At 68.8% G+C, this 20,120-nt stretch carries 13 protein-coding genes and 1 pseudogene; 7 read left to right on the top strand and 7 right to left on the bottom strand.

Annotation, left to right across the window (positions count from 1 at the left end; all coding sequences use genetic code 11):
- Window positions 1-17: 17 nt before the first annotated feature.
- Entirely contained in the window at window positions 18-2,153 is a 2,136-nt protein-coding gene (locus tag B7R24_RS01025; protein WP_116417112.1) for a glycosyltransferase family 39 protein, read from the bottom strand.
- The gene (locus tag B7R24_RS01020) at window positions 2,153-3,514 is read right to left on the bottom strand and encodes a bifunctional glycosyltransferase family 2/GtrA family protein (RefSeq protein WP_116417111.1); all 1,362 of its coding nucleotides are present in this window, start codon (window positions 3,512-3,514) and stop codon (window positions 2,153-2,155) included. Before B7R24_RS01020 ends, B7R24_RS01025 begins: the two co-directional genes overlap by 1 nt.
- 169 nt (window positions 3,515-3,683) lie before the next feature.
- Here B7R24_RS01020 and B7R24_RS01015 point away from each other — a divergent pair, with 169 nt between their 5' ends.
- Both B7R24_RS01015 and B7R24_RS01010 read left to right on the top strand, forming a co-directional pair.
- On the top strand, window positions 3,684-4,757 hold the full coding sequence (locus tag B7R24_RS01015; protein ID WP_116417110.1) for a FadR/GntR family transcriptional regulator: 1,074 nt from the start codon (window positions 3,684-3,686) through the stop codon (window positions 4,755-4,757).
- Entirely contained in the window at window positions 4,750-6,012 is a 1,263-nt protein-coding gene (locus B7R24_RS01010) for an alpha-hydroxy acid oxidase (protein WP_116417109.1), read from the top strand. The genes B7R24_RS01015 and B7R24_RS01010 overlap by 8 nt, the downstream gene beginning before the upstream one ends.
- A gap of 69 nt (window positions 6,013-6,081) precedes the next feature.
- Here B7R24_RS01010 and rocD read toward each other — a convergent pair whose 3' ends face one another.
- Window positions 6,082-7,404, bottom strand: a complete 1,323-nt coding sequence (gene rocD, locus B7R24_RS01005) for an ornithine--oxo-acid transaminase (protein ID WP_116417108.1) — start codon at window positions 7,402-7,404, stop codon at window positions 6,082-6,084.
- Window positions 7,401-8,276, bottom strand: coding sequence for a dimethylargininase (gene ddaH, locus B7R24_RS01000; protein ID WP_116417107.1), 876 nt, complete (start codon window positions 8,274-8,276; stop codon window positions 7,401-7,403). Before ddaH ends, rocD begins: the two co-directional genes overlap by 4 nt.
- A gap of 158 nt (window positions 8,277-8,434) precedes the next feature.
- Between ddaH and B7R24_RS00995 the strand changes: the two genes are divergently transcribed.
- Window positions 8,435-8,863: an Lrp/AsnC family transcriptional regulator gene (locus B7R24_RS00995; RefSeq protein ID WP_116281334.1), complete on the top strand. Its 429-nt coding sequence runs from the start codon at window positions 8,435-8,437 to the stop codon at window positions 8,861-8,863.
- Between the two features lie 11 nt (window positions 8,864-8,874).
- Here B7R24_RS00995 and B7R24_RS18355 read toward each other — a convergent pair.
- The 3 genes and pseudogenes from B7R24_RS18355 to B7R24_RS00975 all read right to left on the bottom strand — a co-directional run bounded on the left by B7R24_RS18355 (window position 8,875) and on the right by B7R24_RS00975 (window position 15,100).
- A pseudogene (locus B7R24_RS18355) lies at window positions 8,875-12,324 on the bottom strand (aldehyde dehydrogenase family protein).
- Window positions 12,325-12,909: 585 nt separating this feature from the next.
- On the bottom strand, window positions 12,910-13,830 hold the full coding sequence (locus tag B7R24_RS00980) for a DNA-3-methyladenine glycosylase family protein (RefSeq protein WP_253259191.1): 921 nt from the start codon (window positions 13,828-13,830) through the stop codon (window positions 12,910-12,912).
- A 160-nt stretch (window positions 13,831-13,990) separates the two neighbouring features.
- A complete protein-coding gene (locus B7R24_RS00975) occupies window positions 13,991-15,100 on the bottom strand; it encodes a 3-deoxy-7-phosphoheptulonate synthase (RefSeq protein ID WP_116417103.1) in 1,110 nt (369 codons plus the stop codon).
- 206 nt (window positions 15,101-15,306) lie between these two features.
- Here B7R24_RS00975 and B7R24_RS00970 point away from each other — a divergent pair, with 206 nt between their 5' ends.
- Genes B7R24_RS00970 through B7R24_RS00955 form a run of 4 tightly spaced genes read left to right on the top strand, consistent with a single transcriptional unit; the run spans window position 15,307 to window position 19,872 of the window.
- On the top strand, window positions 15,307-17,031 hold the full coding sequence (locus tag B7R24_RS00970; RefSeq protein WP_253259190.1) for a phytoene desaturase family protein: 1,725 nt from the start codon (window positions 15,307-15,309) through the stop codon (window positions 17,029-17,031).
- A gap of 58 nt (window positions 17,032-17,089) precedes the next feature.
- Window positions 17,090-18,103: a magnesium and cobalt transport protein CorA gene (locus B7R24_RS00965; protein ID WP_116417102.1), complete on the top strand. Its 1,014-nt coding sequence runs from the start codon at window positions 17,090-17,092 to the stop codon at window positions 18,101-18,103.
- Between the two features lie 38 nt (window positions 18,104-18,141).
- Window positions 18,142-19,074, top strand: a complete 933-nt coding sequence (gene trhO / locus B7R24_RS00960) for an oxygen-dependent tRNA uridine(34) hydroxylase TrhO (RefSeq protein ID WP_116417101.1) — start codon at window positions 18,142-18,144, stop codon at window positions 19,072-19,074.
- A gap of 21 nt (window positions 19,075-19,095) precedes the next feature.
- Window positions 19,096-19,872: an isocitrate lyase/PEP mutase family protein gene (locus tag B7R24_RS00955; RefSeq protein WP_116417100.1), complete on the top strand. Its 777-nt coding sequence runs from the start codon at window positions 19,096-19,098 to the stop codon at window positions 19,870-19,872.
- The last annotated feature ends 248 nt before the right edge of the window (window positions 19,873-20,120 follow it).

Below are 20,120 nucleotides of genomic sequence, written 5' to 3'. Positions count from 1 at the left end.
AGCGGCACTGCGCCGGATCAGCTGGTCGCGGCGGTCGAGGTCAGGTCGTAGAGGGTCGTGCCGTCGACCGTCGTCGCGGTGAAGGTCGAGGCCACCCAGCTCGCGATCTCCGACGAGACCGAGCTGCCGCCGTTCGAAGCACCGATCGATCCTGACGAGATGAAGTAATGGATCTTGCCCGATGCCACGTAGGCCTTGAACTCGTCGAGGGTGGGCGAAGGGTCGCTGCCGTTGAACCCACCGAGCGGCATGACCGCCGCCTGGCTTGCGAGCTGGTAGCTGGCCGCGTTCTGCGACCCGACCGCTGCCGCCGCCCAGGTGTAGTCGGAGGCATTCGCCGAAAGCAGCGCGCTGACCCGGCTGCTGACGGTTGCTCCGCCAAGCAGCCCACCGCCGCCGGCTCCGCCGCGGGCGCGGGCCGTGCCACCCGTCGTGCCCGTCGCACCGGTGCCGGTCGTTCCGCCGACGGCGGTACCGCCCGGCGGGGTACCGGTCGTTCCACCCGCGGTTCCGCCGGGCGCAGTGCCACCTGCGGTTCCGCCGGGCGGAGTGAAACCGCCCTGGCCCCCCGTTCTGCCACCGCCCGCGCCACCGAAGCCGCCGCCGCGACCGAAGCCGGTCGACGAGGCGACCGTCGGCCCCGCCGTGACGATCGAGCCGGTGTGCGCGGTGCTCAGCGTCTGGATCGTGTAGGCGGTCGGCGCCAGGAGCGACGCCGTGACCGCGATGGCGAGGGTCGCCACACGCAGAGCCCGCCGTTTCCAGCGCACCACGAGCATCCCGGCCCCCACCACGGCGAGCGCGAGAACCACGAACTTCAACCACGGCAGCCAGTCGGTCGCCCGGGTGAGCAGTGAGTACGCCCAGACGCCGGTGCCGAGCACGACCACCGCGAGCACAATGCGTGCCCACAACCGCCGGCGGGTGTTCCACAGCAGGATCGCGCCCGCCCCGACGGTGCCCGCGATGGCGGGCGCCAGCGCGACCGTGTAGTACGCATGGAAGATGCCGGCCATGAAGCTGAAGACGAGCCCCGTCACCAGCAGCCATCCTCCGAACATGATGAGAATGGCTCGGCGGGCATCCACCCGTTTCTGGCGCCGCAGCAGCACGAACCCGGTCACCATCAGCACGAGTGCAGCAGGAATGAGCCAGGCGATCTGGCCGCCGAACTCCCCGTCGAGGAGGCGGGTGATGCCGGTCGCACCCCACTGCCCTCCGGTGGCCGTGGCACCGCCGCCACCCGTCACACTGCCGGTCTCGGCGCCGGTGAGGCGGCCGAAGCCGTTGTAGCCGAAGGTGAGCTCGAGAAAGTCATTGTTCTGCGAACCGCCGACGTACGGGCGCATCGAGGCGGGTACGAGCTCGACCAGAGCGACCCACCAGCCCGCCGAAACGATGACGGCGCCGAGTGCCGCGAAGAGACGGAGCACGCGCTTACCGAAGGTCACCGGCGCCGCCCAGCCGTAGGCGAGCACCAGCGGCGGAAGGATCACGAACGCCTGGAGCTGTTTGGTGAGAAAGCCGAAGCCGATCATCGTGCCCGCCAGCAGCAGCCAGCGCATCCGCCCGCTCTCGATCGCCCGCAGGGTGAAGTACACCGATGCGGTCATGAGCAGCACGAGCAACGCGTCGGGGTTGTTGAAACGGAACATCAGCGCCGCAACCGGTGTCGCCGCCAGCACACCGCCGGCGAGCAGCGCCGCGCCCGCCGAGAAGTGCCGTCGAACGATGACGAAGACCAGTGCGACGGTCACGAGGCCCATGATCACCTCGGGCATGAGGATGGAGAACGAACTCAGCCCGAAGACCCGAACGGAGAGCGCCATCACCCAGAGGGACGCCGGCGGCTTGTCGACGGTGATCGAGTTGCCCGCGTCAGACGACCCGAAGAGAAAGGCCTCCCAGTTCGTCGAACCCGCCTGCACGGCAGCCGAGTAGAACTCGTTTGCATAGCCACTGCTCGTCAGGTTGGTGAAGTACGCGATCGCCGTGACCAGCAGAAGCCCGAGGAACGCCGGTCGTTCCCACGCCGCATGCTCCACCCGGCCGCGTATCAAGGAACGACCGAGAGATCGGATGCGCCCGTTCAGCTGGGCGGTACCCCCGTGCGCGGTGGGCGCGGAGGGTCTGGGGAGAGTGCTGCTGGTCATCAGGCGGCGTTCGCTTTCTGTGCGGGAGGAGCTGAAACTGTGGGGGAGGTGAGGGCTGTCGGGGACGCTGAATCAGTGGGGAGCCGACCATGCGACTCATCCTGGGCGAGCGCAACGGTCGGGCGCCGGGCCCCGGTGGAATCTGTGGATAACACGCCAGTGACAACATCTGTGGAGGAGTCTCTCGGCGCCCTGAACACCCATCGGCGCAGAAGCACGAACCGCACGGCCGTAGCGACCAGATTGGCGATGGTGAGCGTGATCAGCTCGACGGAAGGAGGAGCATCCGGAGCAAGCAGGTTCAGCCCCACCAGGGAGCCGGCCGTAATGGCCCAGGCGATCGCGAAGACGATCAGCCCCTGGAACTGGTGGGTGGCAGCCTTCTCGGGCCCCCGAATGCCGAAGGTGAAGCGCCGGTTGGCCCAGGTGTTCGCGATTGTCGTCAGCAGCAGTGCCGCGAAGTTCGCCCCCTGGGCGCCGAACACGCCCTGGAAGAGGAGGTAGAGCAGCGCATAGACGATGGTCGAGGCAACCCCGACCACGCCGAAGCGCACGACCTGCCCGAGGAACGAGGGTCGCGCCACCGCCCCGATCGGCGAGCGCCCCAGCTCGGCGTAGACCGACTGCACGGGAATGACCCCTCGCATCAGGTCGCGGCCGACCCGCACAACGCCGCGCAGGTCTTCCATCGCGGTCGGCACGATGTCGACCCGGGAGTCGAGGTCGTCGATCCAGTCGACGGGCACCTCGTGGATGCGTAGACCGCTCCGCTGCGCGATCACCAACAGTTCTGTGTCGAAGAACCACGCGTCATCGTGCACGAGTGGCAGGAGTTTGGCCGCGACATCCGATCGAATGGCCTTGAAGCCGCACTGGGCGTCGGAGAAGCTGACCCCGAGCATCCCGTGCAGCAGCACGTTGTAGCTGCGGGAGATGAACTCGCGCTTGCCCCCTCGCACCACCCGGGAGGATCGGGAGAGCCGGGTGCCGATTGCCAGGTCTGAGTGACCCGACAGAAGCGGGGCGATGAGTGGCGGTAGCGCCGACAGATCGGTCGACAGGTCGACGTCGACATAGGCGAGCACCCGAGCCGTGGAGGAACCCCAGGCCAGCTTGAGCGCATGCCCGCGACCCTTGCGGTCGGTATGGATGACTCGCACCTGGGGCATCCGAGCTGCCAGGGCGTCAGCGATCGACGGCGTGTCGTCGACACTCGCGTTGTCGGCGATCGTGATCTGCCACGGCACCCGCACGGCCTCGGTCAGGTATCCGGCGAGGCGCCGGATACTGGGCTCGAGGGCTGTTTGTTCATTGTAGACGGGCACAACGACGTCGAGGGCGAGGGAGTCATCCGGGGTCATGCAGCCACTGTGCGCTTCGACCCTCCCGGCGCACTCGGCGTTTCCTATGACAGGGCTATGACCTGCAGCTCTGGCGTTCGAGCGGGAAGACGGCTATCGTGTGGTCAGACCACATGGTCAGACCACATCGGCGTCGGGAGGTTCGGCGCCCCAACGGCGAAGGTTCCGGATGATCGGCGAGGCAGCTGCGGCGACGGGTACTCGTGCGTGGCAAGACGTGCTCGCCCACATCGAGAACCGCCTGCTCGCCGGTGAACTGATGCCCGGCGACCACCTCCCCTCGGAGCGCACTCTCGCGGCTGAGCTCGGGGTCGGGCGGTCCTCCGTTCGCGAGGCACTGAGAGTACTCGAGGTGCTGGGGCTGTTGCGCACGCAGACCGGCTCAGGGCCGGGCTCCGGGGCCATCATCATCGCGCGGCCGTCAGGGGGGATGTCGTCGCTGATCAGGCTCCAGGTCGCGGCCCAGGGGTTCCGGGTCGATCATGTGGTGTCAACCCGGCTCATCCTCGAGACCGCCGTCGCGGGGCAGCTCGCTGAGGCGGTCGCCGGGGCTGAGGCAGCGGCTGCGGGTGCGGTTGCGGCCAACGCCCGGGCCGGGGCTGCGGCCAACGCCCGGGCCGGGGCAGGGGCAGCGGCTAGGGCCGGGGCTGCGGCCAACGCCCGGGCCGGGGCAGGGGCAGCGGCTAGGGCAGGGGCTGCGGCCAACGCCCGGGCTGGGGCAAGCGCCGAATCGGGGGCCTCGCCCGGCATCCCGCCAGACCTCTCGGCGGCCGTCGAGATCCTCGACGCGATGGAGGCCTCCGGGGCCGCGGAGCCGACCCCGGAGGAGTTTCTGGCGCTCGACGCGCAGTTCCACTACGCGCTCGCCGAGGCAGCCGGCAATGAAGTGATCGCGGCGATGATGACCGGGCTCCGCAATTCGATCGAGAGTTACGCGATCGCGGGCCTGCCGAACCTCGCGTCATGGCGGGAGACCTCCGCCCGCCTCAGGCGCGAACATCGAGCGATCGTCGCAGCGATCCGGTCTGCAGACGCCACCGACGCACGCCGGGTCGTCGACGACCACATCACCGGGTACTACGCGGAAGCCGGATTCGGCACTCCCCCGAGAGCCGCGGTCGCAGCATCCCGGGCTTTCGCTTTCCCTTCGACACAGGACGGGCCGCCGGGCATCCATGCCTCGACCAGCCCCCGTATTTCTTCCGTAGCTGACCCCACCCCGAAAGGACCCCACCATGGTTGACCGTCGCATTCCGAAGGTGCGCGACCTTGCGCCACTCATGCACTTCAAGGCACCCGACCTCAACGCGAAGCGCCGTCGCCTCGAGGGCGCGGTGACCATCGCCGACCTGCGCACGATCGCCAAGCGTCGCACGCCGAAGGCCGCCTTCGACTACACCGAGGGTGCGGCCGAGGGGGAGATCAGCCTGGCACGCGCTCGCCAAGCGTTCGAAGACATCCAGTTCAACCCGGCCATCCTGCGCGACGTTTCGACGGTGAGCACCGGATGGGATGTTCTCGGGGCACCGGTCGCGATGCCGTTCGGTATTGCGCCGACGGGATTCACGCGGATGATGCAGACGGAGGGCGAGATCGCGGGCGCTGGAGCGGCGGCGGCCGCAGGCATCCCCTTCTCGTTGTCGACGATGGGCACGACAGCCATCGAAGACGTCAAAGCCGCCAACCCGAACGGTCGCAACTGGTTCCAGCTGTACATGTGGAAGGACCGACCCCGCTCGATGGCGCTGGTCGAAAGGGCAGCCGCAGCAGGGTTCGACACTCTGCTGGTCACGGTCGACGTTCCGGTCGCCGGTGCGCGGCTCCGCGACAAACGGAACGGGTTCTCGATCCCGCCGCAGCTCACGGCCGGAACGGTCATCAATGCGCTTCCCCGGCCGGAATGGTGGATCAACTTTTTGACCACCGAACCGCTGGCGTTCGCGTCGCTCGACCGCTGGTCGGGCACCGTCGGCGAACTGCTCGACTCGATGTTCGACCCGACCGTCACCTTCGACGACCTGGCCTGGATCAAGGCGCAGTGGCCCGGCAAGATCGTGGTCAAGGGCGTGCAGAACGTCGAGGACGCCCGCCGGCTCGCCGATCTCGGGGTCGACGGTATCGTGCTCTCGAACCACGGCGGGCGCCAGCTCGACCGGGCGCCGATTCCGTTCCATCTGCTTCCGGAGGTGGTGCGGGAGGTGGGCGACGACCTCGAGGTGCATCTCGACACGGGCATCATGTCGGGCGCCGACATCGTCGCTGCGGTCGCGCTCGGTGCACGCTTCACGCTGGTCGGGCGGGCCTACCTCTATGGCCTGATGGCCGGCGGGCGAGAGGGGGTCGACCGGATGATCCAGATCCTGAGCGGCGAGATCGTGCGTACGATGCGCCTGCTGGGCGTGAATTCGCTCGAAGAACTCGAACCACGCCACGTGACGCAGCTCGAGCGGCTCGTGCCGCGGGCCCGTGCCGAGGCCGCGGAGCGCGCTGAACTGTAGTTCCGTTTTGCGCAAAAGCACCGAAGGTGGCCGGTTTGGGTGCTTTTGCGCAAATTGGAACGGTTCGCGTTACTTCGCCCCAAGCTCCTCGAGAACCGCGGCGAGTTGGTCGACAGCCCAGTCGAGGTCTTCTGCCGAGACGACGAGAGGGGGCGCGAGGCGGATGGTCGAGCCGTGGGTGTCTTTTGCGAGCACGCCGCGCTGCATCAGCCGTTCGCAGACCGCGCGACCGGAGGCGAGCGCGGGGTCGATGTCGATCCCGGCCCAGAGACCCGCGGTGCGCACGGCGACGACCCCGTGACCGAGGAGCGCCTGCAGGCGCGCCGCGAGAAGGGCGCCCCGGTCATCCGCGAGCCGTTGGTACTCGCCCGTGGCGAGCATCGCGACGACGGCCGAGCCGACAGCCGCCGCGAGCGGGTTGCCGCCGAACGTGGAGCCGTGCTCACCGGGGCGGAGAACTCCGAGGATGTCGGCGTTGCCGACCACGGCCGAGACGGGAACGATACCACCGCCGAGCGCCTTGCCGAGCAGGTACAGGTCGGGCACGACACCGACACGATCGCACGCGAAGGTGGTACCGGTTCGGCCGAGGCCGGACTGGATCTCGTCTGCGATCATCAGCACGCTGTGCGCCGTGCAGATGTCGCGCACGGCGGGCAGGTAGCTGGCGGGCGGCACGATGATTCCGGCCTCGCCCTGGATGGGCTCGAGCAGCACGGCCACCGTGTTCTCGTCGATCGCCGCCTCGAGCGCTGCCGCGTCGCCGTAGGGCACCGAGCGGAAGCCGGGAGTGAACGGGCCGAAGCCGTCACGTGCCGAGGCATCGTCGGAGAAGCTCACGATCGAGATCGTTCGCCCGTGGAAGTTACCGTCGGCCACCACGATGTTCGCCATACCGTCGGCGACACCTTTCACGCGGTACCCCCAGGCGCGGGCGACCTTGATACCCGACTCCACGGCCTCGGCGCCGGTGTTCATCGGCAGCACCATGTCTTTGCCGGCGAGAGCCGCGAGCGCTTCGACGAACGGGCCAAGCCGGTCGTTGTGGAAGGCGCGCGAGGTGAGCGTGATGCGGCCCAGCTGCTCGCGGGCAGCATCCAGCAGCACGGGGTTCGAGTGACCGAAGTTCACGGCCGAGTAGGCGGCGAGGCAGTCGAGGTAACGGCGGCCATCGACCGCGGTGACCCAGGCCCCGTCGCCGGATTCGACGACGATCGGCAGCGGAAGGTAGTTGTGGGCGGCGTGCGCCTCCTCGCGGGCGATAGCCGCGTCGGTGAGATGCGAGTCAGCGTGGTGTTCGTGGGTGAGGCCGGCGTCGGCAAGACCGGAGTCGGCCAGACGGGTTCCGGCGAGACCGGCGTCGGTTGCGGACACTGTGTCGAGGGGGGTCATCGGCGCAGCTCCAACGTGCAGCACTTCACTCCGCCGCCACCGAGTAGCAGCTCGGAGAGGTCGACGCCGATCGGGTTGTACCCGCGCTCGCGGAGCTGCTCCTCGAACCCCGTGGCGCGCGAAGCGATGACCACGTTGTAGCCGTCGGAGATCGAGTTCAGCCCGAGCACGGCGGCGTCGGCTTCGCTGACGAGGATCGCATCGGGGTACCGCCGCTCGAGTTCTGCGCGACTGGGGGCGTCGAAGGCACTCGGGAGATAGGCGATGGTCGCGGCATCCGGAGCCTCATCGGCCGACTCGTTCAGCACGGCGATGGCGGTGTCGAGGTGGTAGAAATTCGGGTTCACGAGCGTGAGCGTGACGACCTCGCGGTCGTAGAGGCCCGCGACCTCTTCGTGTGAGTTGGATGCACTGCGAAAGCCCGTGCCGGCGAGGATCGTGTTGCCGACCAGCATGAAGTCGCCTTCGCCCTCGTTGACGTTCTGCGGTTCAGCGACCGTGAAGCCGGCCGACGCGAACCAGCGCATGTACGCGGGGCCTTCGGCCTGGCGCTCAGGATGCGTGAACCGGGCACCGTAGGCGAGGTTGTCGATGACGAAACCGCCGTTGGCCGAGTAGACCATGTCGGGCAGTCCGTCGATCTGGTCGATGAGTTCGACGGTGTGCCCGAGCGCGATGAAGGTGTCGTAGAGGGTCTGCCACTGGGCCAAGGCGAGGTTCGTGTCGGTGGGGATGGCGGGGTCCATCCACGGATTGATCTTGTACGTGACCGTGAAGTAGTCGGGGCGGCACATGAGGTAGGTGTGCGGCTTGGCCAGGCGTTCGCGACGCTCGGCGGCGAGGGGCAGGGGCAACTGTGTAGACACGGGCATCCTTCGTGAGTGACGGATGGCGGACGTCGTCCTGAGGCCCCGAAGAGCACGCCAGGCCTCCAGTCTGGCACGCCTGTTATGGCAACAGGTGGTCGAATGGCGCTGGAAATGTGCGTCGATACCTGCAAGATGCAAGAAAACGTCATAGGCTTCCTGGAATGGACAACCTCGACTTTCGTATCATCGACCTCCTGAAGCTCAATGCCCGCACGGGATACGGCGACATCGGCCAGGTCATCGGGCTGTCGGCCTCAGCGGTGAAACGGCGGATAGACCGGTTGATCGCAGACGGAATCATCCGCGGGTTCACGGTGCTGCTCGACACCTCGCTCGACGGCAAGGTGACCGAGGCCTACGTCGAACTCTTCTGCAGGGGCACGGTCGCGCCGGCGGAGTTGAAGCGCATCCTGTCGGGCGTACCGGAGGTCGTCGACGCGGGCACGGTGACGGGCAGCGCCGACGCGATCGTGCACATGCGCTCGCGCGACATCCCGAGCCTCGAACTCGCCCTCGAGCGGGTGCGCATCGCGCCGAACGTCGACCACACGCGAAGCGCGATCGTACTGTCGAACCTCATCAAGAGGTAGGTGCGTCCGCCTCACCGAGAGGTAGGTGCGTTCCCGGCCCTCACCGTCTGCTCGCGGAGGAACGGCAGCAGCTCGATGCGGCCTCCGCCCGTGACCTCGCCGGCGAACACGGCCACGTCGGGGCTTCCTGCCAGGGCGTCTGCGAGTGCGCGAACGTCGCCCCCGATCATCCGGATGCGTGAGGAACCTGCGCCGACCTTGGACGCACGTTCGAGCCAGGCCGCGTCGTTCTCGACGAACACGCGCACCCGCCGCTCCTTGAGGAGGGCGCGCAGGGGCCGCGGCAGCTTCAACGCTGTCGTCACGCCGAGGGATGCGTGTGCCCGCGTTCCCGCCGCGAGCACACGCACGAGCTTCTCGAGTGGCTCGCCTTCGGCCAACCGAACGACCACGGGAACCGGGCGGTACCGCAGCACGGCCGGCTCGGCTCCCGGCTCGCTCACCCCGGCGGCCCCGAACACGTCGCCCCAGGCGTCCTGGTCGCTCAGTGCCGCACTCCGCACGCCGTCGAACTGGCGCCAATCGAGCACGTCGATCGTGGATTCGAGCAGCTCTCGAACTCTGTCGTCGAGCCCGGCCAGGCTGATGTCGGCGCTTTCGGTGCCGGGTTCGGCCCTCCAGTCGCCGAGTTGCAGCAGGGCATTCCCATCGAACGGAATCACGGATGCTCGCCTGCGACCGTCCAGCGGATCCATCTGCCCGGCACCCCCGCTGAAAGCCGCATTGATGACGAGGTTCGAGGCCTCGGCACCTGCCAGCCACTGGGCGACCTCCATCGGATCGAGGGAGTGCAGCCCCGCGGCGAGAGCGGCTCCGCTGCCGTTCTGCACCGCGATCGCCTCCTCCAGGGTCGAGACGTGCACGACGCCGAGCACAGGCGCGGGGTGTGCCGTCAGAGCGAACGGCGACAGAGGGGTGACTCCCGTGCGCACGCCGGGAGACCACAGAGTGCCGCTTTCATCCGTGGGGCGGGGTTCGACGAGCCAGTGCTCGCCGGCGTCGAGGCGGGTGAGGGCGTCACGGGTCGTGCCACTGGCGGGCCGGATGATCGGACCGACGTCGGCCGCGAGGTCATCCGCCGCGGCCGCACGAAGCGCTGTCACGGCGTCGGCCAGTTATGCAACGAAGCGCTGAGACGTGGCGACCGACCCGACGAGGATGACAAGGCTCGCTGCCGTGCTGCGCTGCCCCGCGCGGTCGAAAGCGCTGGCGACGATATCGGCCACGGCGAGGTCGATGTCGGCGCTGGGCGTCACGATGAAGGAGTTCGGGCCGCCATCCGCGTGCACGATGAGCGACGGATCGGGGCGCCAGGAGTGGTAGCGGGCTGCGATCGTCGGCGACGCGCTCACGACAACGCGGGCGACCCGGGGATCGGTGATGAGGTGATGGGTGAGGGTGCCGGAGCCCGGCCCGGCGGGCGCGCCCGCGAGATCAGGCGCCGCCGCGCCGGCGAGATCGGACGCCCCAGCGAGATCCGCCCCATCGAGATCCGCCCCAGCGAGCTCAGACGCCGCCGCGCCGGCGAGATCGACCAGTACGAGGAGGTCGCGCGGGATGCCGGACTCCCAGAGCGCCTCGGCCAGGACCGCGGCGGAGCGCGCCGACTCCGGCGCCGGCGAGAGGATCACCGCCGAACCGGCCGCGAGGGCCGAGAACACTCCCGCTGCGGCATCTGCCAGAGGGGATCGCCATGACGGCAGTACGGCGACCAGCCCCGCCGGCTCGAAGCGGGCGCCCTCGATCGACTCGAGTTCGGGAGCACGCCGTGCGTACTCGGCCGCGAGCGCGATTGCCGCACTCACCTCGGAGTCTCCCTCTGCGAGCGTGGTTCCGGTCTCGCCCGCCGAGACCACAATCAGACGGTCGCGGTTCGCCTCGATCGATACCGCTGCGCGGTGGAGGGCTGACACGCGAGCAGAGGTGGGTTCGCTGCCCCACCGGGTTCCGGCCGCGGCCGCCCAGGCGACGAGCCCATCGAGGTCTGCGGCATCGATGACGCGGGCGGTCGCTATCGTCTGTGCGCCATCCTGCGATGACGCGACCCGGGCGAGGATGCGCCTGGCCCACTCCCGAGGAGCGGGTGACATCGGGCTGTTGTCGGGTGTGGACGTCGATGCTCCGGCGCCTTCATCGAGCGGCTCAGGACGGTTCCAGCCGGCGCTCAGCCCAGCGAGGGAGGCGACGAACCGAGCTCGCTCACGGTCGAAGACCCGTTCATCGGCCAGGAAGTTGTCGTCGCGGGCAGCCGCACGGAGCAGCGCACTCAGCCGCGCGGTCACGAACGAAATGTCGTGAGGCTGCACGATCGGAACGGTGAGCACCACCGGACCCACCTGGTGCCGCATCGCGTCGACCTGCGCACCGTCTGCGCCGGGCGGCACCTCGAACTCGAGGTGTGCCGCGGCCTCGCGGTCGCCGACGGGCGCTGCGGATGCGGGTGCGGGTGCGGGTGTGGGTGCGGGTGCCGCGGATGCCGCGGATGCCGCGGATGCTGCGGATGCTGCGGATGCTCCAGTATCCGCGGTACCGGCCGTATCGCGGATACCCGCCCCACCGGTCACCACCCCGCGCTGCTCGGCCAGCAGCCATGCAAAAGCACTGTGGAAGAGGTTTCGTGTCGCCACCCCGAGGTGTACAGCCCGCAGGTGCTCCGGCCGCAGCGCCCATTCCAACAGGCTCAGGTAATTCGCGTCGCCCCCGATCGGGCCGCCGAGCGCGTCATCGCGCCTGGCCGCCGCATCGCCCCGCTCCCCCGCCTCGCGCCCCGCCGCCGCATCGCCCCGCTCCGCAGCCTCTCGCAGTTCCGCAGCCTCTCGCAGTTCCGCAGCCTCTCGCAGTTCCGCAGCCTCTCGCAGTTCCGCAGCCTCTCGCTGTTCTGCAGCATCTCGCTGTTCCGCCGGGCGGTCGCCCTCGACAAGCCGTACCCGCACCGCCGCATTCCCCTTCTCCACGCGGGCCGCAGCCCACGCCTGCACCCCCTGCAGCACGCCGAAAGCTCCGGGAAGAGAGGCCGGAAGCTCGATTCCGGCCTCGAGTGCAGCGAACTTCGGTCGAGCGAGGATGTTCTGCAGCACGGCGACCGTCAGCTCGGCATCACGGGGCGTCTGGATGACGAGGGTGACGAGTTTCGACCAGCCGACCAGTCCGCCGGCACCGGATGCCCGGGGCAGGGCCAGCTCGAAGAGCGGAACGAGTGACTCGGCGACCCGCTCGACCGTCTCGTCGAACGCCCACAGCGAGAGGCCGGACGCCACAGACGACACCCTGAGCGACACACGGTCGACATCGTCGCGGGCGAGGAGTTCGCAGATCCCGCGCAGGCGCCGTGCGGCCCCGGAGTTCCCCAGCACTGCCGGGCCCACGAGGTCGAGGTCGACGCGCGATCCGTCGGCACGGAGCTCGGCGATCGTCTGGCCGAGCTTGGACGGCGTGGCGTCGGCGATGAGGTGACCGGTCATCCGTCGGAGCACGCGTCTGGACGTGGGGACGACCGCCCACGGCAGCGCTTCACCGACAGAACTGGCGACACGGATGGCCGTTCGGAGGCTCCGTGGCAGAAACTCCGGTCTGAGGGCAGCGAGCCGCTCGAGGTTCTTCGCAGCGACGACGCTGTCTTCGGGACGCACGACCCCATCGACGAACTCCGTCGTGAACTCGAGCCCCCGGGGGTCACGGAGCACGGTCGCCAGTCGGGCCGCGGATGTCTCGGCTTGCGGGCCCTCGTCGAGCCACCGCCGCACGAGCGCGACAACCTCAGGCCCGAGCCCCGCGAACTCACCACGATCGGCGCTGCGGTCGGCGCTGCGATCGCCGCCACGATAGGCGCCGCCCACCGCATCGGGCCACACCGCTGCCGCTACGCCCACTCCGCCTGGGTGCGCCGCTACCGCCCCGTCGGCACCCCCGACCGCTTCGTCGCCGTGGGCCTCGCGGACCGAGCCGTTCGGAAGTACCTTCTCGACCATGCCCTGAGGATAACGCCGGTGTCACCCGCAGCCGGTGACGACAGACCGCGCCGCCGATGGTCGCCGCCGATGGATGCGTCAGTGCCAGCGATGATCCTGGATCGTGGCCCGCGGACCGAACCGGGGCTTTGCGACGCCGCTGGCGAGAATCAGGCGCACCACCCGCTGTCGATGCCCGCGCCACGGCTCCAGCAGTTCGAGCATTCCGGCGTCGTCGACGGGCTCGCCGATCAGCACCCAGCCGACGTGCGCCGCGAGGTGGTAGTCGCCGACACTGACGGCATCAGGATGCCCGTGGGAGCGTTGGCTCGTCTCCGCGGCGGTCCACGGTCCGATGCCACGCACGCTCTGCAGCTTCTCGAGCACGCCCTCGACGAGCCGAGCACCGCCCGCACCGCCCGCGCCACCCGCGCACAGCCGATCCAACCCCGCCGCGACCGCCGCCGCCGCCAGCACCGCCCGCGACCGCTCGGGCCCCACTCCCGCCCGGTGCCACTCCCACGACGGAATGAGCTGCCACTCGCGGGGGCTCGGCTGCACCCGCATACCCTCGGGCGCAGGCCCCGGCGGCACCTGCCCGTACTTCAGCACGAGGTACCGCCACGCCCGCCGGGCCTCGAGCGTCGTGACCTTCTGCTCGAGAATCGCGGGCACGAGCACCTCGAACACGAGCGAGGTCGACGTGAGCCACAGCCCCGGATGCTGCCGCCGCACCTCCGCGAGCGGCGGCACCCGCGACAGGTCGAGCTCGCTCCAGTCGTCGCCCCTGCCCAGCAGTTCGGGCAGAGCATCCAGCACCCATTCGGCGCCCTCGCCCCACGCCGTCGCGGCAATCGAACCACCGCGCTCCTCGGCGTGAAGCGTCGCCGGGCCGCACGGCGTCAGGAACACCCGCCAGAACCCGTTCGCCGTGAACCGCATGGTGGGCTCGTGCTGCCCTCGCAGCAGCGGACCGACGGTCTGGCGCAGATTCACCGGGCGCGCCGGTGAATACGTCATTGTCAGGGGCCGCGAACCGGCGCGCAGAGCATCCATTCTCATTCTGCCCGCCACCCTAGTTCGCCCGCCCGACACTCGCGAACCCGCGGAGCGTAGCGAGGGGACCCGAATCGTGGATCCCGTGCGCCTAGGGAACGATTCCGGCCCCTCAGTGGCCGATTCAGGAGGCGGGCACGGTCAGGGGCAGGGGGAGGGGTACGGGCAGGCGAGCGGATGCCGCCACCGCGAGCTCCCGCACGAGAACCTCGGTCGTGGCCCAGTCGATGCACGCATCCGTCGCGCTCTGCCCGAACATGAGCGACCCGAGCGCCTGTGCATCGAGCTTCTGCGCCCCGCCGACGAGAAAGCTCTCCATCATGATTCCCGAGATCGGATCGCCCGACTCCAGTTGTGCGGCCAGCTCACGCACGACCGCCACCTGGCGCACGTGGTCCTTGCCGCTGTTGGCGTGGCTCGCGTCGACGATCATCCGTGGCTCGAGGCCGGCCCGCGCGAGCAGGGCGGCTGCGGCTGCGACCGACTCCGACGACGAGTTCGGCCCCTGGCGCCCGCCGCGGAGGATGACGTGCCCCGCCGCATTGCCGGTCGTCTCGACCGCAGCCGCCAAACCGTGCTCATCGATTCCGAAGAAGACGTGCGGCTGGGCCGACGACACGCATCCGTCGACCGCCACCTGCACGTCACCGTCGGTTGCATTCTTGAAGCCGACCGGCATCGAGAGCCCCGACGCGAGCTGCCGGTGGATCTGGCTCTCGGTCGTGCGCGCACCGATCGCGCCCCAGCTCACGGCATCGGCGATGTACTGCGGGCTCGTGGGCTCGAGGAACTCGCATCCCACCGGCAGTCCGAGGCTCAGGATGTCGCGGAGCAGCAGCCTGGCGATGCGCAATCCGTCGGCCACCCGGTGCGTACCGTTCAGGTACGGATCGTTGATGAGCCCCTTCCATCCGCCCGTGGATCGGGGCTTCTCGAAGTACACCCGCATCACGACGAGCACCGACTCCCTCACTTCGTGCGCGAGCGGTGCGAGGCGCCGGGCGTACTCCAGCGCCGCTTCGGGGTCGTGCACCGAGCAGGGCCCGACCACGAGCAGAAGCCGCGGATCGCGCCCGGCGACGATCGCCTCGACCTGCTCGCGCGTCGAGGACACGAGCTCGGCCTGCGCGGCCGAGAGCGGCAGTTCGGTGCGCAGGTCGGCCGGGGTGGGCAGCGGCGCGAAACGGGTGACCCGCAGGTCTTCGGTGGATGCGGCAGTGCCGGTGGTACTCATGAAACGGTTCCGTTCCGGCGAGCGACCACCCGGCCGACCCGCCATTTAAAGGCGAAAGGCAGAGACCGTTGTCTCTGCCGGGTGGCTCTGGGGGGTGGTGCGCGCTTACAGCGTCGGCCCTCCCAGAGCCGACCCGAAATACGCATACCAACGACTGTGCATGCTCACACTCTAGCCTGCGCCGGCCCGGGTCGTATGCTCGACGGGTGATCGATCATCCATTCGCCGGCGACGACGGCGCGACGACCGGCCGGTTCGCCGACGTCGTCATCGTGGGCGGAGGGCACAACGGCCTGGCCGCAGCCGCCTACCTCGCCCGGGCCGGCCTCGACGTCACGCTCCTCGAGCGCCTGCCCGAGGTCGGCGGAGCCGCTGTTTCAGCGTCGCCGTTCGAGGGGGTGGATGCCCGCCTCTCCCGCTATTCGTACCTGGTCAGCCTCCTGCCGCAGAAGATCATCGACGACCTCGAACTCGACATCACCCTGGTCAGGCGCCGTTTCTCGTCGTACACCCCCGTTCCCGGGTCGGACCGCGGGCTGCTCGTCGACACGGCAGATCTAGCCGCCACGATCGCATCCTTCGCCGCGATCGGTGCCGAAGACGACGCGGCCCTCTTTCTCGAGTTCTCCGAGCACACCGCCTTTCTCGCCCGACAGCTCTGGCCGAGCGTGACCGAGCCGCTCCGCCGCCGCGATGAGCTGCGGCAGCAGGTGATCGACGCGGGCGGGTCTCACATCTGGACGGCGATGGTCGAGCGGCCCGTCGGCGAGATCATCGAGGCGTACATCCAGAACGACACGGTTCGCGGAGTGATGCTGACCGACGCCCTGATCGGCACCTTCGCCCGCGCCCACGACGACGACCTGGCCCAGAACATCTGCTTCCTCTACCACCTGATGGGCGGTGGAACGGGCGACTGGGACGTTCCGATCGGCGGCATGGGCGCGGTGACGGCCGCCCTGCTGAAGGCGGCGACGGATGCCGGTGCCACGGTCGTGACGGGCGCCGAGGTCGTGGCGCTCACCCCCGGCGGCGCGGTGACGTACCGCCGGGCCGGTGCCGGTACCCCGGGTGCCGCCGCTGCATCCGCCTCGCCGACCATCACGCTGCAGGCGGACACCGTGCTCGCGAACGTCGCCCCCGCCGTGCTCGACCTGCTGGTCACGACCCCCGCCGCGTCGACCGCGGGCGAGGGTGAGGGCGAGGGTGAGGGCGAGGGCGCGGGCGCGGGTGCGGGTGCGGGTGCGGCGGAGGGCGCCCAGGCGAAGGTGAACCTGCTGCTCACCCGGCTGCCGAAGCTGCTCGACGCGAGTGTCTCCCCCGAGGCGGCGTTCGGCGGAACGTTCCACATCAACGAGGGCTACCGCCAGCTCGACGACGCGTACCTGCAGGCGGCGGGCGGCACCCTTCCGAACCCGCTGCCCGCCGAGATCTACTGCCACACGCTGACCGACCCGAGCAAGCTGTCGGCCGAGCTGCAGGCATCCGGAGCCCAGACGCTCACCGTCTTCGCCCTGCACGTGCCCCACCGACTCGTCACCGAGGCGTCGAACGACGCCTTCCGCGCCGAGGTGCAGGCCTCGGTGCTCGCCTCGCTCAACAGCGTGCTGGCCGAGCCGATCGAAGGGTGCCTCATGCGCGACGCCGCCGGCAACCCGTGTATCGAGACCAAGACCACCCTCGACCTCGAATACGTCCTGCGGATGCCCGGGGGCAATATCTTCCACGGCCCGCTCTCGTGGCCCTGGGCGAGCGACGACGAGCCGCTCGACACCGCCGCCGAGCGGTGGGGCGTCGCGACGGCCCACGAACGCATCCTGCTCTGCGGATCCGGTTCGCGCCGCGGCGGCGCCGTCAGCGCACTCGGCGGTCACGCGGCTGCCATGGCGGTGCTCGAAGCACGCCGCCTGCAGGCTGCCGGCGCAGAATGAGGTGCGGGTACCCCACGCGGTGCGCCGACAGTCAGACGAAGAGAAGAACGGGCATCCAGTGACCATCACAGACAACGCGGTGTACGTCGGCGGCCGGCGCACGGCCGAGCCGAAGACCCTCGACGAGACGTTCGAGGTGATGCGCGAGCACCAGGGAGTCGCGTGGATCGACATGCTGCACCCCGACAAGACGGAGCTGCGGGCCGTCGCCGACGAGCTGAACCTGCATCACCTTGCGGTGGAGGACGCACTCACCGGCCACCAGCGCTCCAAACTCGAACGCTACGGCGAGACGCTGTTCGTCGTGCTGCGGCCGGCCGAATACCTCGACGACGTCGAGAAGGTGAAGTTCGGGGAGGTGCACGTGTTCATGGGTCCCGACTTCATGGTGTCGGTGAGCCACTCCGACTTTCCCGACATCGGCACGGTTCGGAAGCGTTTGGAGGCTCACCCCGATCTGCTCGCTGAGGGTCCTCACATGATTCTGTACGGCATCCTCGATCTCATCGTCGACGAGTATGCGCCCGTTCTCGACGGGCTGCAGAACGACATCGACGAGATCGAAGACCAGCTCTTCAGCGGCGATCGCGAGGTGTCGAAGCGCATTTACGATCTGCTGCGGGAGGTCATCGACTTTCAGCGTGCGACGAGGCCGCTCGACGACATGATGGCGCGGCTGGTCGACGGGCTGACCGGTGAGGCGGAGCTGGAGATGAAGCGGCACTTCCGCGATGTCGCCGACCACGTCACGCGGGTCACCGATCGTGCGGACTCGTTCAGGTCGCTGCTCGAAAACGCCCTGACGGTGCATTCGACACTTGTCGCCGAGCGTCAGAACGACGAGATGACGCGCATGACCGAGACGAGCCTGGCACAGGGCGAACAGGTCAAGAAGATCTCGTCGTGGGCAGCGGTGCTGTTCGCACCGACACTGGTGGCGGCGATCTACGGGATGAACTTCACCAACATGCCCGAACTGAACTGGTACTTCGGCTATCCGTTCGCACTGGCTCTCATGCTCGGGTCGGGGGTGGCGCTGTACTTCGCGTTCAAGAAGCGGGGGTGGCTGTGAGCGAGGCCGGTGCGAAGGCGCTCCGGTAAAATCGGAGAGTGGCCGTTTCGAAGATCATCCTCTTCTATGTCTTCACGCCCCTGCCGGACGCTGAAGCACTGCGCCTCTGGCAGCGCGACCTCTGCGAGGGCCTGGGGCTCCGGGGCCGCATCATCCTCTCGTCGCACGGCATCAACGCAACCCTGGGCGGCGAGATCGACGCCGTGAAGACCTATCTGCGCAAGACGCGCGACTATCCGCCGTTCTCGACGATCGATGTGAAGTGGAGCGAAGGAAGCACCCTCGACGAGGCCGGTGTCTCGCTCGACTTCCCCCGTCTCAGCGTGCGAGTGCGTGACGAGATCGTCAGTTTCGGCGCTTCCGACGAGCTGCGAGTGGATGATCGGGGGGTCGTCGGAGGAGGAACCAGGCTCTCGCCCAGCGAACTGCACGAGCTGGTCGACCAGCAGAAGGATGCCGGCGACGAGGTCGTCTTCTTCGACGCTCGCAACGCGTTCGAGGCCCAGATCGGCCGTTTCGACGGCGCAGTCGTACCCGAGGTCGGCAACTCCCGCGACATCGTGGCCGAGCTCGACAACGGAAAGTACGACCACCTCAAAGACAGGCCGATCGTGACCTACTGCACCGGCGGCATCCGCTGCGAGGTGTTGTCGTCGCTGATGCTCGCGCGCGGGTTCGGCAGCGTATTCCAGCTCGACGGGGGCATCGTGCGCTACGGCGAGACGTTCGGCGACGCCGGCCTGTGGAAAGGATCGCTCTACGTGTTCGACGAGCGGATGTCGATCGATTTCACTCCGGATGCCCGGCCGATCGGCTCGTGTCACCGCTGTGGTTCCCCCACGAGTCACATGCAGAACTGTCGCGACCTGGCCTGCCGCACCCAACTCGTCGTGTGCGGTGACTGCTCCTCCACAGCCGACCTTTTCTGCCGGTTGCACACAGATCTGTCAAGCGCCACGCTCACATTCTGAGGGCGGTTCTAGGCTGGGGCCATGACTTCGATCCAGACCAAGGCCGATGAACTCCTCCGCCTGCACACCTCGCCCGAACTTCTCTCTGTCGTGAACGTGTGGGATGTGATCAGCGCCCGCGCGGTAGCCGACATTCCCGAGACCACGGCGCTGGCTACGGCGAGCCACAGCATCGCAGCGCTGTACGGGTACGAAGACGGCGAGAACATCCCGGTCGAGCTCATGATCGACATGATCGGGCGCATCGCGGGCTCGACCGATCTCCCGGTCAGCGCCGACCTCGAGGCGGGTTACGGCAACGCGGGTGAGACGACGCGCAGGGCGATCGGCGTGGGCATCGTCGGCGCGAACCTCGAAGACCAGATGAAGCCGCTCGACGAGGCCGTCGCAGCTGTCAAAGCCGTGGTCGCCGCGGGCCGGGCAGAGAACGTGAACTTCGTGCTCAACGCGCGCACCGATGCGTTCGTGAAGGCCGGCGACCGCCCGGTAGACGACGTCGTCGCCGATGCGATCGAGCGCGGGCGGGCGTTCCTCGACGCGGGCGCGGCCTGCGTCTTCGTGCCCGGCAAGCTCGACCTCACCACCGTCGAGCGCCTGGTCGAGGGCATCGGCCAGTACCGCGTGAGCGTCATCGGCGTTCCCGGGTCACTCGCACCCGCCACCCTCGAGAAGCTCGGCGTGGCCCGTATCTCGTACGGCCCCTGGACCCAGCGGGTCGCCCTCACCGCCCTCGCCGACCTCGCCATCGACCTCTACGCAAACGGCGAACTCCCCGGCGGCACCCGCCCCCTCAACTGAGCCCCGCCCGCACCTCGATTCGCAGGTTCGGGCCGCTCACCGTCAGATGCTGCAGATCGCCTGGGATTCTCGTGGGGCCGCTCACCGTGACCGACCGTTTTGTCGTCTCGAACCAGCTAAGTTCCAGGAAGTCGACGGTCTCTGGGGAGCACGACTGATCCGTCTGTCTGCTGTACTGCCGAAGATTCAGCTCACTCCAGCTCGACACACTCAGACGAACGTACGTCAGGTGTTGCGGCGGGGAGTCG

This window comes from Subtercola boreus, from assembly GCF_003399645.1.
In the GTDB taxonomy this organism is placed as follows: domain Bacteria; phylum Actinomycetota; class Actinomycetes; order Actinomycetales; family Microbacteriaceae; genus Subtercola; species Subtercola boreus_A.
Note: the sequence above shows the minus strand (reverse complement) of the source record. Positions and strands in the feature narration are given on the sequence as shown.

Bases quoted from the DNA above. Each gene is read 5' to 3' on its own strand.
- B7R24_RS01025 (WP_116417112.1), bottom strand. From the start codon at position 2,153: ATGACCAGCAGCACTCTCCCCAGACCCTCCGCGCCCACCGCGCACGGG.
- B7R24_RS01020 (WP_116417111.1), bottom strand. From the start codon at position 3,514: ATGACCCCGGATGACTCCCTCGCCCTCGACGTCGTTGTGCCCGTCTAC.
- B7R24_RS01015 (WP_116417110.1), top strand. From the start codon at position 3,684: ATGATCGGCGAGGCAGCTGCGGCGACGGGTACTCGTGCGTGGCAAGAC.
- B7R24_RS01010 (WP_116417109.1), top strand. From the start codon at position 4,750: ATGGTTGACCGTCGCATTCCGAAGGTGCGCGACCTTGCGCCACTCATG.
- rocD (WP_116417108.1), bottom strand. From the start codon at position 7,404: ATGACCCCCCTCGACACAGTGTCCGCAACCGACGCCGGTCTCGCCGGA.
- ddaH (WP_116417107.1), bottom strand. From the start codon at position 8,276: ATGCCCGTGTCTACACAGTTGCCCCTGCCCCTCGCCGCCGAGCGTCGC.
- B7R24_RS00995 (WP_116281334.1), top strand. From the start codon at position 8,435: ATGGACAACCTCGACTTTCGTATCATCGACCTCCTGAAGCTCAATGCC.
- B7R24_RS00980 (WP_253259191.1), bottom strand. From the start codon at position 13,830: ATGACGTATTCACCGGCGCGCCCGGTGAATCTGCGCCAGACCGTCGGT.
- B7R24_RS00975 (WP_116417103.1), bottom strand. From the start codon at position 15,100: ATGAGTACCACCGGCACTGCCGCATCCACCGAAGACCTGCGGGTCACC.
- B7R24_RS00955 (WP_116417100.1), top strand. From the start codon at position 19,096: ATGACTTCGATCCAGACCAAGGCCGATGAACTCCTCCGCCTGCACACC.